Raw genomic sequence first — 13,440 nt, forward strand, 5'->3', positions numbered from 1 at the left:
CTTTAAGATGTGAACGGGTACCCGCGCTCGTGATGTTTGAGCCACGTGTCAACCAAAGAGACGCAATGGCCGTCTGGTATCTGCACGGTCCGGCAGTTGCCACGGTCTGGCAGGAGCAGGGTAGGGGTGGGCATGAGGGTGGGGCTTGAGGAGCGTGATGTCGCGCTCCTTGAAGTAGGCCCGCTGACCGCGTCGAGCATCTGGACGCGCTCCTATATGCGGGCTCTACTGGCGGGCGATCTGGCATGCGCCTTGATCGCCTGCGAGGCGGTCATGGGATTCAGGCTCTGGGTGGGCGCCTTCATCCCGTGGTCGGAGTTGCTGTTCGGTTTCGGACTCGCGCTGGTCGCCTGGCCGTGCGCCTTGGCGCTGGCCGGTGTCTACCGCGAGAAGAGCCACGGCGAGGGCAGCGAGGAGTTCCGCGCCGTCTTCGAGGGCGGGGTGGGGCTCACGGCGGCCGTGGCAATCGCCGCGTACGCCACCCAGACGATGATCGCCCGAAGCTACGTCATGGCGATGCTGCCGCTGGCCACGGTGCTCACGCTGGTGTTCCGCCATCGCATGCGCAAGCGGCTGCACCGGCGGCGCGCCGAGGGCGAGTACCTCCGGCGCGTCGTCGCCGTCGGGCACAGGACGGCCGTGCTCGACCTGGTCATGCAGTTCCGGCGCCAGCCGTACCACGGCATGCGCGTCGTCGCGGCGTGCCTGCCGCCGGGGCAGTATCCCGGCAACGGGCTCGACGTCGACGGCGTGCCCGTCTACGGCGACTTCGCCGACGTCGCCACCGTGGCCGACAAGGTCTCCGCCGACGCGGTCGCCGTGCTGGCCTGCCCCGAGCTGGACGGCGCCGCGCTGCGCCGGCTGGCCTGGAGCATCGAGAGCAAGGGCACCGAACTGCTGGTCGCCCCGGCCCTCATGGACGTCGCGGGCCCGCGCACCAGCATCAGGCCGGTCGCGGGGATGCCCCTGCTGCACGTCGAGCACCCCGAGTTCGACGGGACGCGCCAGATCGTCAAGAGCCTTTTCGACCGGCTGCTGGCGACGGCGGCGCTGTCGGTCCTCGCGGTTCCCATGGTGGTGATCGCCCTGCTGGTACGGGCGACCAGCCCGGGGTACGCGCTGTTCAGGCAGACCAGGGTCGGCCGCGACGGGCGGGAGTTCCAGGTCTTCAAGTTCCGCACGATGGTGCGGGACGCCGAGAAGCTCAAGTCGGAACTGGCGGATGACAACGAGTTTGACGGCGTGTTGTTCAAAATGAGGAACGATCCAAGAATCACCCGCGTCGGCGGCTACCTGCGCCGGTACTCGCTGGACGAGCTGCCGCAGTTGCTGAACGTCCTGCGCGGCGAGATGTCGCTCGTCGGCCCGCGCCCGCCGCTTCCCGAGGAGGTCGCCCAGTACGGCACGGACGTGCGCCGGCGCCTGGTCGTCAAGCCGGGCATGACCGGCCTGTGGCAGGTCAGCGGCCGGTCCGACCTGTCCTGGGAGGAGTCGGTCCGGCTGGACCTGCGGTACGTCGAGAACTGGTCGCTCATCCTCGACCTGCAGATCCTGTGGAAGACCTGGTCGGCCGTGACCCGTGGCGGAGGGGCGTACTAGTGAAGGCGCTCGTGCTCGCCGGCGGGTCCGGCACCCGTCTCAGACCGATCACCCACACCTCCGCCAAGCAACTGGTGCCGGTGGCCAACAAGCCCGTGCTGTTCTACGGGCTGGAGGCCATCGCCGCGGCGGGCGTCCGCGAGGTCGGCATGGTGGTCGGCGACACCCACGAAGAGATCGAGGCCGCCGTCGGCGACGGGTCGGCGTTCGGCCTGGAGGTCACCTACCTGCGCCAGCAGGCCCCGCTCGGCCTCGCCCACGCGGTGCTCATCGCCCGCGAGTACCTCGGCGAGGAAGACTTCGTCATGTACCTCGGCGACAACTTCATCGTCGGCGGCATCGAGCCGCTGGTGCGGCGGTTCGAGGATGAGCGCCCGGACGCCCAGATCATGCTGACCCGCGTGCCCGACCCCCGGCAGTTCGGGGTGGCCCAGCTGGACGCCGCCGGCCGGGTGGTGGGCCTGGAGGAGAAGCCCGAGAAGCCCAAGAGCGATCTCGCCCTGGTCGGCGTCTACCTGTTCAGTCCCGCGGTGCACGAGGCCGTCGCGGCGCTCAAGCCCTCCTGGCGCGGCGAGCTCGAGATCACCGAGGCGATCCAGTGGCTCATCGACGCGGGCCGTCCCGTCGCCTCCACGGTGATCTCCGGCTACTGGAAGGACACCGGCAACGTCGCCGACATGCTGGAGGTCAACCGGCTCGTGCTGGAGGACGTCGAGCAGCGGCTGGACGGCGACGTCGACGGCGCGAGCGAGATCATCGGCCGGGTCGTGGTCGAGGCGGGGGCGAAGGTCGCCAATTCCCGCATCGTCGGACCGGTGATCATTGGGGCCGGGGCCGTCGTGCGCGACTCCTACGTCGGCCCGTTCACCTCCGTGGCGGAGAACTGTCAGCTGGTGGACAGCGAGATCGAGTACTCGATCCTGCTGCGGCGCGCGTCCATTCTCGGGGTACGCCGCATCGAGGCGTCCCTGATCGGGCACGATGTCGAGGTGACGCCCGCTCCCAACACGCCCAGAGCCCACCGGCTGGTGCTCGGAGATCACAGCAAGGTGCAGATCAGCTCATGAGAGTTCTGGTAACCGGCGGCGCCGGTTTCATCGGGTCGCACTATGTCCGGACGCTGGTCAGGGGCGGTTACCCCGCGTTCGCGGGCGCCGAGGTCACGGTGCTCGACCTGCTCACCTACGCGGGCAACCTCGCCAACCTCGCGCCCGTCGAGGGCGGCTACGCCTTCGTGCACGGCGACATCTGCGACGCCGCGCTGCTCGACGAGGTCGTCCCCGGCCACGACGTGGTGGTCAACTTCGCCGCCGAGTCGCACGTCGACCGGTCCATCGACGGCCCGGGCGCGTTCGTGCGCACCAACGTGCTCGGCACCCAGGCACTGCTGCAGGCCTGCCTGTCCGCCGGGGTGCCCAAGGTCGTCCAGGTGTCCACCGACGAGGTGTACGGCTCGATCGCGGAGGGCTCCTGGGCCGAGGACGCCCCGCTCGCGCCGCGCTCGCCGTACTCCGCGGCCAAGGCGGGCGGCGACCTGATGGCCCGCGCCTACGCCGTCACCCACGGCCTGCCGGTGTCGATCACGCGCTGCGGCAACAACTACGGCCCCTACCAGTTCCCCGAGAAGGTCGTCCCGCTCTTCGTCACCAACATCCTCGAAGGCCGCACGGTCCCGCTGTACGGAGACGGCGGCAACGTGCGCGACTGGGTGCACGTGGACGACCACTGCCGCGGCATCCAGCTCGTCGCCGAGCGCGGCGAGCCGGGCGAGGTCTACCACATCGCGGGCACGGCGGAGCTGACCAACGTGGAGCTCACCCGGCGCATCCTCGCCGAGCTCGACGCCGACTGGAGCTCGGTCGAGCAGGTGCCCGACCGCAAGGGACACGACCGCCGCTACTCCCTCGACGACGCGCGGCTGCGCGCCATGGGGTACGCCCCGCGCACCGGCTTCGACGAGGGCATCGCCTCGACCGTCCGCTGGTACGCCGACAACCCGTCCTGGTGGAAGCCACTCAAGGGCGCTCGGTGAAGCGGCTGCTGGTCACGGGCGCGAAGGGCATGCTCGGCGGCGCCGTGGTCGCCGCGGCGGAACGCGATCCGGACGCGCCCGGCATCCTCGCCTGCGGGCGCGACCGCCTCGACCTGCGCTACCCCGACGGCGTGCGGGAGGTGCTGCGCGAGGAGCGTCCGGACGTCGTGGTGAACTGCGCCGGCTGGACCGCCGTGGACGACGCCGAGACCCGCGAGATCGACGCGCTCGCCGTCAACGGCCACGGCGTGCGCGCCCTCGCCCAGGGCTGCGCCGAGATCGGCGCGAGGCTGCTGCACATCTCCACCGACTACGTCTTCGACGGGACGGCCCGCGCCCCCTACGCCGAGGACGCCCCGACCCGGCCGGCCAACGCCTACGGGCGCGGCAAGCTCGCCGGCGAGCGCGCCGTCCTCGACCTGCTGCCCGAGGCCGGTTACGTCGTGCGCACCGCCTGGCTGTACGGCGCCGGCGGACGCAACTTCGTCCAGACGATGATCGGCCTGGAGGGCTCCCGCGACACCGTCAGCGTGGTCGACGACCAGCGCGGCCAGCCGACCTGGACCGGCGACCTCGCCGAGCGGCTGCTGCGGCTGGCGCGCGCCGAGGCCCCGCCCGGTGTCTACCACGGCACCAGCGGCGGCCAGACGACCTGGTACGAGCTCGCCCGCGAGATCTTCACCCTGCTCGGGGCCGACCCCGGCCGGGTGAGGCCCGTCTCCAGCGCGGCCTTCCCCTCGCCGACCGCCCGGCCCGCGTTCAGCGTCCTCGGCCACGACCGCTGGGCCGTCGCGGGCATGCCGCCCATCCGCCACTGGCGCGACGCGCTGCACGACGCCTGGCCCTCGCTCGCCGGAGGCCGGGCCTGATGTACCTGTCGGAGACACGCCGGGCCGACGCGTCCAAGACCCCGGCGGACGCGGCCGCGGACGGCGAGGCGGCCCGCGCGGAGCCCACCGGGACGGGCGGCGGCGGGGGCGGCGCCGGGACGAAGGGCGTCCTTGCCGGCAACGTCGTCGCGCTCGGCATGGTGAGCCTGTTCACCGACATCTCCTCCGAGATGGTGACCGCCGTCCTGCCGCTCTACCTGATCTACCAGCTCGCGCTGAGCCCGATGCAGTTCGGCTTCCTGGACGGCGTCTACACCGGGGCGACGGCCGTGCTGCGGCTGGTGGGCGGGCACGTCGCCGACCGCTTCCGCCGCCGCAAGCTGGTCGCGGGCGCCGGGTACGCGCTCTCGGCGGTGTGCAAGCTCGGCTACCTGCTGGCGGGGCGTTCGGTGCCGCTGATCGGCCTGGTCATCGGCCTGGACCGCGCGGGCAAGGGCCTGCGCACGGCGCCGCGCGACGCGATGATCTCGCTGAGCGCGCCGCCGGAGGCGCAGGGGCGCGCGTTCGGGGTGCACCGCGCCATGGACACCGCGGGGGCCCTCATGGGCCCGCTGGCCGCGTTCGGCGTGGTGGCCGCCGTGGGCGCCGCCTCCGGCTACGACGCGGTCTTCGTGGTCAGCGGCTGCGTCGCGGCGATCGGTGTGCTGGTCCTGGTCCTCTTCGTCCGGGAACCGTCCCCCGCGGCACGGCCGGACGCCGAAGCACGGCCGGACGCCGAAGCACGCGCCGATGGCCACGAGGAGCCCGGCGCCGAGCCACGCGTCGGGGAGCGTGAGGAAGCCGGCGCCTGGGACCGTGAGACCGGGGCCGAGTCGCGTGCCGGGGACCGCGCGGAGGCCGGCGCCGGGCCGCGCGAGCGGCGCCGGGCGGTGTCGCTGCGCGGGGCCGTCGATCTGCTGCGCGAGCGGCCGTTCCGCCGGGTGCTCGTCGCCATGCTGCCTCTGTCGCTCGCGACCATCAGCGACTCGTTCCTCTATCTGATGCTCCAGCGCAGGCTGGACATCGACGCCGGATGGCTGCCGCTGCTGCCGGTCGGGGTCGCGGCGGCCTACCTGCTGGCGGCGGTGCCGTTCGGCCGGCTCGCCGACCGGGCCGGCCGCTCCACGGTCGTGATCGGCGGCTACCTCGCCCTGCTGGCCTGCTACATGCTGCTGCTCCTGCCGCCCGCCCCGGCCGTCCTGATCGCGGCGCTGGTGCTGCGCGGGCTGTCGTACGCGGCCACCGACGGCGTGGTCAGCGCGCTCGCCGGGCCCCTGCTGCCGGAGGAGCGGCGGGCCACCGGCCTCGCCGTCGTCCAGACCGGTCAGGCGCTCGGCGCGATGGCCGCCTCGTGGGCGTTCGGCCTGCTGTGGACCGCCCAAGGACCGCGGTCCGCGGTCGTGGTGATGGCGGCGGGCCTCGGCCTCGCCCTGGCCGTCGCCGTCCCGCTGCTCAGGAAGGCGCGCGGATGAACCTGTCTGTGATCATCGTGACCTACCGCAGCGCCGGGTACATCGCCCGCTGCCTCGCGGCCGTCGAGCGGGCGGTCAAGGCCGTCGACGCCGAGGTCATCGTCGTGGACAACAACTCCCCCGACGACACGGTGGAGGTGGCGAGGGCCGCCGCGCCGTGGGCGACCGTCGTGGACAGGAAGGTCAACGGCGGCTTCGCCGAAGGGTGCGTCGCGGGCGCGGAGGTCGCGCGCGGCGGCCATGTGGTCTTCGTCAACCCCGACGCGGAGGTCCAGCCGGACGCCTTCGCCGCCCTGCTCGACTGCGCCGCCCGCAACCCGAAGGCCGGCATCGTCGGCGGCCGCTGCATCACCGAGACCGGCGAGAACGACCCGCGGTCGTGGTGGGGGCGCCCGACGCCCTGGTCGATGCTCTGCTTCGCCACGGGCCTGTCCACGGTCTTCCCCGGCCGCGCCCTGTTCGACCCGGAGTCCCCGTCGGTGTGGACGGGCGAGCGGCGGGTGCCGATCGTGACCGGCGCGCTGATGCTGGTCGACCGGCGTGTCTGGGACGAGGTGGGAGGGTTCGACACGCGCATCTTCATGTACGGCGAGGACGCCGACCTGTGCCTGCGAGCCGGGGCCGCCGGCTACCGGCCCATGGTGACCGACCGGGCCGTGTTCGTGCATCCGGGCGGCATGTCGTCGTCGAGCCTCTCCAAGCTGGTGCTGCTGTTCACCGGCAAGGCCACCGTGGTCCGGCGGCACTTCCCGCGCGGGCTGCGCGGCGCTGGGGTGTCCCTGCTGCTGTTCGGCGTCTGGCTGCGGGCGGCGCTGAGCCGCCGGGTGGCCCCGCCGGACACGCGACGGCAGGGACGTCCCACCGCCGAGCGCGGCGACTGGGCCGAGTTGTGGGCGGTCCGTGACCGGTGGCGCGGAGGCTGGGATGCCGTCAAATCGTGAAAAGTCATCGCCAATAATCAATTGCGATGTTCAGTGATTTTCTCCGAGTTTTAAACCGTTTCCGTCGTGCATTCGAGTCAGAGATGTGGGGTGAGTGATGACTCGCCATGAGGGCCGCCTCGGCGCGCTCGCCGCGGTCGACGCGTCCGCGGCCGAGCTCGCCGACCGCATGGTCGGCCTGTCGGTCCGCGGGCTTCCTCCCGGTTACACCGACGGCATGTTCGTCTTCACCAGGCGCGGCAGGCGTGGCGGCGACGGGCGCTGGACCGCGGTCCCCGAGGGACGCAGCGTGCGCTACAGCGCGATCGTCGCCCTGGGCGCGGCCGCGCTGCCCGAGGACCGTCAGCGGGCCGCCCTGGCGGGCGACACCGTCCACGACCTGGTGGGCAACCTCGTCAAAGAGCTGCCCGCCGTCACCAACCTCGGCGACGCCGCCCTCATCGCGTGGGCGGCGGCCGAGACGGGCCACCCCGACCTGGACGCGGGCCTTCGCCGGCTCGCCGAGCTGGAGGGCGCGCTGAGCTCCGGCGACCCGGTGTACACCGTGGAGGTGTCGTGGGCGCTGGCCGCCCTCGTCGCCGCCCACCGGGTCGCGGGCGGCGGCGCCGGCCTTTCCGGGAAGCTGGAGCGCGCGCGAGAGCGGCTGCTCACCGGCCTGGGCGGCGACCGCCTCTACCGGCACGTCCTCGGCCCCGCCTCCTGGTACCGCGCCCACGTCGGATGCTTCGCCGACCAGGTGTACCCCCTGCAGGCCCTCGCGCGCCTGCACGCGCACACCGGGGACGGCGAAGCCCGGAAGGCCGCCGAGCAGATCGCCGCGGGCATCTGCGAGGCCCAGGGGCCGCAGGGCCAGTGGTGGTGGCACTACGACGCCCGCACCGGAGGGGTGGTCGAGGGCTACCCGGTCTACAGCGTCCACCAGCTGGCCATGGCCCCGATGGCGCTGCTCGACCTGGCCGACGCCGGGGGCGCCTCCCACCTGAAGGAGATCGCGCTCGGCCTGCACTGGATGACGTCCCGGCCCGAGGTCGCCGACGAGCTGATCGTCGAAGAGCTCGACCTCACCTGGCGCAAGGCCGCGCGGGACGACCCCAAGAAGATCGTGCGCGGGGTGCGCGCGGTGGCGACCGCCATCAACCAGGGCTCGCGCATCGGCGTGCTCGACCGCATCTACCCGCCGCTCGCCGTCGACCGCGAGTGCCGCCCCTACGAGCTGGGGTGGCTGCTGTACGCCTGGCTGTTCTCGCTGCCCCGCGACACGCCGGGGCAGCAGAGGTGAGCGGCGCGGCGCCGCGCCAGGCGCTCCTCGGCGTGTCCCTGGACGCCCTCACCATGGAGCAGACCGTCGCACGGTGCATGGAGGCCGTCGAGAACCGCGAGAACCTCACGATCGGCGTGGTGAACGCCGCCAAGGCCGTCCACATGAGCCACGACGACCTGCTGCGCGACTCGGTGACCTCGTGCGACCTCGTCGTCGCCGACGGCCAGGCCGTCGTGTGGGCCGCGAGGCTGCTCGGCCGTCCGCTGCCCGAACGGGTGGCCGGCATCGACCTGTTCACCGCGCTGATGGCGGAGGGGGCCAGGCGGTCCTACCGCGCGTACTTCCTCGGCGCCCGTCCCGAGGTGCTGGAGCGGGTGGTCGCCGAGGTGCGCACCCGCTTCCCGGGCCTCACGGTCGCCGGGGCCCGCGACGGCTACTTCACCGACGACGAGGCCCCCGAGGTGGCCGCGCGCATCGGCGAGGCCGAGCCCGATCTGCTGTTCCTCGGCATGACCTCCCCGAAGAAGGAGATCTTCCTGGCGCGGTTCGCCGGCGACATCCGCGCCGGGGTGATCCACGGCGTCGGCGGCTCGTTCGACGTGCTGGCGGGCAAGGTGCGCCGGGCCCCCGTCCTGTGGCAGCGGCTCGGCGCCGAATGGCTCTACCGTTTCCTCCAGGAGCCGTTGCGGCTCGGCCCCCGCTATCTGTCGACCAACAGCCGCTTCGCCTGGATGGTGGTGAAGGAGTACGTCCACGGTCGCAGAACCCGTGACAGAGCCCCGGTGTGAGGATGCCCGCCCCCGGTCGGTCAACGGTGCCTTCGGCGACGCTCTGTCAGGTTCTGCTGCTCTCGTCGCGCAGCCACGTCGTGTAGTCCTTGGCCCGTACGGCGCGGCGGGCCTGGGCGCGCGCGACGAGCGTCACGGCCAGGAACACCCCAAGGTGCGGCAGCAGCCAGGGCGCGCGGCCGGCGATGGCCAGCAGGTCGCGCAGGCCCGTCCGGGCCTCCTGCCCGGCCATGGGGCCCTGCTCGATCTCGGCCACGACCGTCACGGCGCGGACGCGGCGCCGGAGGAGGTCGCCGAGCGTGCGCGGCGGGTGGATCACCGCGTGCGCGTGCCGCACCACGCGCCGTTCGCCGGGCTCGAAGGCGAGCGAGGCCGCCAGGTCGTCCCCCATCACCGGGGGCAGGGCCATGAGGCGGCGGTCGCCGTCCCGCGACACCGCGATCACGCCGCGGCCGAACAGTCCCTCGCGGACGGCCGGCAGGCGGCTCCAGACGGCGTAGTAGGCGCGCACGGTCCAGGGCCGGTCGCCCAGCACCAGCGCGCGCTCAGGGGCCGCCGCGAGCGTCCTTGGAGCGGTCCCAGGCGAGCCCAGGCCGACGGCCCGCGGCGCGGACGAGACCTGCCCCCCGGCGGCCGGGGGCGCCGAAACCGCCGCCTCGCCGTCGCCGTCGCCGAGCAGGGCGTCGCGCAGCGCGCGGAGGTCGGAGGTGCCCATCTCGACGTCGGCGTCCACGTACACGCGGGGATGGCCGGTGGCCGCCTCGCCGCCCAGGCGCAGCGCCTCACGCTTGGAGGGCACCGGCGTCTCGACCACGCGGACCCCGAAGCCGCGCGCCACCGCGGCGGTGTCGTCGTCGCAGCCGTTGGCGACGACCACCACGTCGAACTCGTCCTGGGACGCCTCCGCCAGCAGGCGGGAAAGAAGCCGGCCGATGACCCTGGCCTCGTTGTGAGCCGGGATGATGACGCTCGCGCTTGGCATAGTTCCGAAGTATCCACCCGTACCGGGAGTCCGTGATGACCGAACCGCGAATAGCGGCCACAGCCGACGTCGATCCGAGCGCCAAGATCGGCACCGGCACCGTGATCTGGCACCTCGCCCAGGTGCGCGAGCACGCCACCCTGGGGGAGGGGTGCATCCTCGGCCGGGGCGCGTACGTCGGGCCGGGCGTCCGCGTCGGCGACCGGGTCAAGCTGCAGAACTACTCGCTGGTCTACGAGCCCGCGGTGCTGGAGGACGGGGTCTTCATCGGCCCGGCCGCCGTGCTCACCAACGACGTCTACCCCCGCTCGACCGACGTCGGCGGCGAGCTGAAGCGCGACGGCGACTGGGCCGCGGAGGGCGTGGTCGTGCGCGCGGGCGCGTCGGTCGGCGCGCGCGCGGTGATCCTCGCCGGGCGCACGATCGGCCGGTACGCGCTGATCGCCGCGGGAGCCGTGGTGATCAGGGACGTCCCCGACTTCGCCCTGGTGGCGGGGAACCCGGCCCGCCGCGTCGGCTGGGTGGGCCGCGCCGGAGTCACCCTGCGCGAGGAGTCCCCCGGCCGCTGGCGCTGCCCGTCCACGGGCGAGACCTACACCGAGGCGGGCGGCCTGCTGACCGGGCCGGGCGAGACCTCCACAGGAACCGGAGGCCCGCCGGCCGGGCCGGGCGGGACCTTCTCCGAGGCGGGCGGCGTGCCGGCCGGGCCGGGAGAGCCGTCGTGAAGGTCGTCGACCTGTCGGGGCGGGCGCGGGCCGCGATCCTCGTGGTCGCGGTCCTGCTGGCCGGCGCGGCCGGCACCGCGTACGTCCTGCGGGCCCGCTCGCAGGCGGTCCGCCCCGCGGCCGCCGCCGTGCCGTCGGCGCGCCCGGCCCCCAGCGCGACCGCGCTGCGCGAGGGCGACCTCATGGCGGTGCGCGCGGGCCCCGCGGCCGACAGCGGCCAGGTGTTCGCGGTCGAGCCCGGCGACGCGGGCGAGCAGCGTCCCACGGGCGTGCACTGCAGGCGCTTCTACGCGGCGGCCGGCACGGGGCTGTGCCTGCGCGTCGCGACCAGCCTGGCGACCCGGTCGGAGGTCATCGTGCTCGACCGCGGCCTGCGCGAGGTGCGCAAGGTGCAGCTGTCCGGCATCCCCAGCAGGGCGAGGGTCTCCGCGAGCGGGCGCATGGCCGCCTGGACGTTCTTCATCACCGGCGACTCCTACGTGAGCGTCGGCTTCTCCACCCGCGCCGGCATCCTGGACACCCGCACCGGCACGCTGGTCAAGAACCTGGAGGAGTTCACGCTCGTCAAGGACGGACGCGTCTACAGGGCGGCCGACCTGAACTACTGGGGTGTCACGTTCGCGGCCGACGACAACCGCTTCTACGCCACGGCGTCGAGCGGGGGCAGGACCTACCTGCTGCAGGGCGACTTCGCGGCGCGCCGGATGCGGGTGCTGCGCGAGAACGCCGAGTGCCCTTCGCTCTCCCCGGACGGCACGCGCGTCGCGTACAAGAAGCGCATGGGCGGCTCCAGCGACCCGTGGCGGCTGTACACGCTGGACCTGCGCTCGGGCCGCGAGACGGCGCTCGCGGAGACCGCGAACATCGACGACCAGGCGGCCTGGCTGGACGACGGCACCGTCATGTACGGCAGGCTGCGGGGGGACAGCTCGGACGTGTGGCGGGTTCCGGCCGACGGGTCGGGGCGGCCCCGGCTGCTGCTCAAGGACGCGTCATCGCCGGTCGCCACGTGAGCCCGCCCGTTACGCGTCCCGGGAGGCGCGAGGATCAGGGTGTGACGGGCTCGCGGGTGTCCTCCCAGGTGTTGTCCGCGAAGCGGTTGCCCTTGCCCTTCGCGTCGAAGTAGGTCACCGGCCCCCAGAAGCCGCCCTTGGGGAACAGGCGCCGGGTGAAGACGTTGCCGACGATGCGGATGCCGGACGCCTTGCCGAACTTCCCCTCCCCGCCGTAGATCGCATAGCCTCCGCCGCCCAGCAGGTTGCGCTCGATGAGCACGTCGTGGGCGCGGCTGAAGTCCTGATAGAGCGAGATGGCGGAGGTCTGGGAGATCTGGTTGAGGATGGTGTTGTGGCGGATCGTCAGACTGAGCCCCTTCTGCGGTGACCCGTTGGCCTGCGGGCCGGTCACGTGGTCGCCGGGGTACTCCTTGAAGTCGTGCATGTAGGAGTCCTCGATGAGCCCGTGGTCGGTGCCCACGGAGTTGGAGACGGTGTGGATGTTCGCCCGCCGCACGGTGATGTCGCCGCCCTGGTTCAGGACGCCCCACTGCGCCTTGACGACCCCGTTGCCGGAGATCTCGCAGTTCTCGATGATCGCGCCGGAGGCGCCCGCCGCCTGGATGACCGACCAGTCGCCCTCGCCGACCACCCGCACGTTGCGCACCGTCACGTTGTCGGCCTTGATGTTGAGCTTCCCGTGCACCTCGAGGTTCTCGACGACGGCGCCGGGCTTGAGCACGGTCACCTCGCCGACCTTCTTCAGCGCGCTGCCCGGCCGCACGCCGGTGGTCGCCGCGGAGGGGAAGCCGCCGGTGACGGCGACGGGGGAGACGGAGGGAGAGGCGGAGGAGGAGGGGCGCAGGTCGGGCTGGAGGGTCTGCCCCGGCACCGGCTCTCGCGCGGTGGCCGCCGAGTCGCCGCCGCACGCCGCGGTGGCGGTGCCGGTGAGCGCGAGGGAGACGGTGAGCAGGGTCAACCGGCGCGGCAGCGAAGAGGACACCGAGAAACTCCAGGTGGTAGGTCTGCGGAACGCTCCACAACGGTTCGCCGGGAGCGTGGTCTGCTCTTACCGATCAGATCTAGATGTTCGTGCTCGCCCCGACGCGCGGCGGGCGAGGCCGCCGCAGCGGGCGTGGTGCGTCCGCCCGGCTCGGCGGTGCGGGCCGGCGCTGGTCGGCGCTCCTGTCACGCGTGGTGAACAGGACGGCCACCGAAGACAGCAGCGTGGTCAGCACGATGCCGGCCATGGCGCGGCCTCTCTGCAGGGACTGCCTCTCGGGCCCCATGACGGAGCCGATGGGCTGCCACTTGATCATCACCTTGCCGCTGGCCCCCGAGGAGGTCTGCAGGCGCTGGAGTTTCTGGGTAAGAAACTGGAGCGCCAGGTTGAGCGTGTCAATCGACTCTTTGGGGTTGTCGGAAAGCGCCTGCAGGTTCGCGTACGGCTGGCCGTAGACCGGAAGTTCCTCGTTGCCCCAGTGGGCGACCTCGAAGTGGAAGGCGGCGGTGCCCCCCATGGCCCGCAGGCGTTCCTTGGTGCTCGGATTGTCGAAGTATCGGGCCGTGGCCAGGGCCATGTAGATGTGGTTGTCGGTGAAGTGGTCGTAGACCTCCCCCTTGAAGTGGTCGGTCTTGGTGATGAACGCGACCGTTACCGAACTCTGGTAAAGAGGTGACCGATATCGGACCCAGAACACCGCGCAGCCGGCGACCAGGAAGATCAGCGCCAGGCAGCAGCACCGCGCAACCACTCGCCTTCGCACCGACACATCG

General features: G+C 72.6%; 13 protein-coding genes. 10 read left to right on the top strand and 3 right to left on the bottom strand.

Translation table 11 applies throughout. The annotated features are described in order from the left end of the window. Nucleotides 1–132: 132 nt before the first annotated feature. From ACFO60_RS04045 to ACFO60_RS04080, 8 genes are all read left to right on the top strand, one after another. Complete coding sequence (locus ACFO60_RS04045) at nt 133–1,599, top strand: sugar transferase (protein ID WP_380837022.1); 1,467 nt, start codon at nt 133–135, stop codon at nt 1,597–1,599. Continuing rightward, a complete protein-coding gene (locus ACFO60_RS04050; RefSeq protein ID WP_380837025.1) occupies nt 1,599–2,666 on the top strand; it encodes a glucose-1-phosphate thymidylyltransferase in 1,068 nt (355 codons plus the stop codon). Before ACFO60_RS04045 ends, ACFO60_RS04050 begins: the two co-directional genes overlap by 1 nt. Beyond that, nucleotides 2,663–3,631: a dTDP-glucose 4,6-dehydratase gene (gene rfbB / locus ACFO60_RS04055; protein ID WP_380837027.1), complete on the top strand. Its 969-nt coding sequence runs from the start codon at nt 2,663–2,665 to the stop codon at nt 3,629–3,631. The genes ACFO60_RS04050 and rfbB overlap by 4 nt, the downstream gene beginning before the upstream one ends. Further along, complete coding sequence (rfbD, locus tag ACFO60_RS04060; protein WP_380837030.1) at nt 3,628–4,500, top strand: dTDP-4-dehydrorhamnose reductase; 873 nt, start codon at nt 3,628–3,630, stop codon at nt 4,498–4,500. Before rfbB ends, rfbD begins: the two co-directional genes overlap by 4 nt. Beyond that, a complete protein-coding gene (locus ACFO60_RS04065; protein ID WP_380837033.1) occupies nt 4,500–5,972 on the top strand; it encodes an MFS transporter in 1,473 nt (490 codons plus the stop codon). The genes rfbD and ACFO60_RS04065 overlap by 1 nt, the downstream gene beginning before the upstream one ends. Next, on the top strand, nt 5,969–6,913 hold the full coding sequence (locus tag ACFO60_RS04070) for a glycosyltransferase family 2 protein (protein WP_380837036.1): 945 nt from the start codon (nt 5,969–5,971) through the stop codon (nt 6,911–6,913). Before ACFO60_RS04065 ends, ACFO60_RS04070 begins: the two co-directional genes overlap by 4 nt. A 97-nt stretch (nt 6,914–7,010) precedes the next feature. Next, a complete protein-coding gene (locus ACFO60_RS04075; RefSeq protein WP_380837038.1) occupies nt 7,011–8,192 on the top strand; it encodes a hypothetical protein in 1,182 nt (393 codons plus the stop codon). Then, on the top strand, nt 8,189–8,962 hold the full coding sequence (locus ACFO60_RS04080) for a WecB/TagA/CpsF family glycosyltransferase (RefSeq protein WP_380837041.1): 774 nt from the start codon (nt 8,189–8,191) through the stop codon (nt 8,960–8,962). The genes ACFO60_RS04075 and ACFO60_RS04080 overlap by 4 nt, the downstream gene beginning before the upstream one ends. A gap of 46 nt (nt 8,963–9,008) precedes the next feature. Here ACFO60_RS04080 and ACFO60_RS04085 read toward each other — a convergent pair whose 3' ends face one another. Next, nucleotides 9,009–9,944: a glycosyltransferase gene (locus ACFO60_RS04085; protein WP_380837044.1), complete on the bottom strand. Its 936-nt coding sequence runs from the start codon at nt 9,942–9,944 to the stop codon at nt 9,009–9,011. Between the two features lie 35 nt (nt 9,945–9,979). Here ACFO60_RS04085 and ACFO60_RS04090 point away from each other — a divergent pair, with 35 nt between their 5' ends. Both ACFO60_RS04090 and ACFO60_RS04095 read left to right on the top strand, forming a co-directional pair. Then, nucleotides 9,980–10,669, top strand: a complete 690-nt coding sequence (locus ACFO60_RS04090; protein ID WP_380837047.1) for an acyltransferase — start codon at nt 9,980–9,982, stop codon at nt 10,667–10,669. Then, entirely contained in the window at nt 10,666–11,682 is a 1,017-nt protein-coding gene (locus ACFO60_RS04095) for a TolB family protein (RefSeq protein WP_380837050.1), read from the top strand. The genes ACFO60_RS04090 and ACFO60_RS04095 overlap by 4 nt, the downstream gene beginning before the upstream one ends. 34 nt (nt 11,683–11,716) lie before the next feature. Here ACFO60_RS04095 and ACFO60_RS04100 read toward each other — a convergent pair whose 3' ends face one another. Continuing rightward, nucleotides 11,717–12,667: a hypothetical protein gene (locus tag ACFO60_RS04100; RefSeq protein WP_380837053.1), complete on the bottom strand. Its 951-nt coding sequence runs from the start codon at nt 12,665–12,667 to the stop codon at nt 11,717–11,719. 79 nt (nt 12,668–12,746) lie between these two features. After that, a complete protein-coding gene (locus tag ACFO60_RS04105) occupies nt 12,747–13,430 on the bottom strand; it encodes a hypothetical protein (protein ID WP_380837056.1) in 684 nt (227 codons plus the stop codon). Nucleotides 13,431–13,440 lie beyond the last annotated feature (10 nt).

This window comes from Sphaerisporangium dianthi (assembly GCF_042654065.1).
GTDB lineage: Bacteria > Actinomycetota > Actinomycetes > Streptosporangiales > Streptosporangiaceae > Sphaerisporangium > Sphaerisporangium dianthi.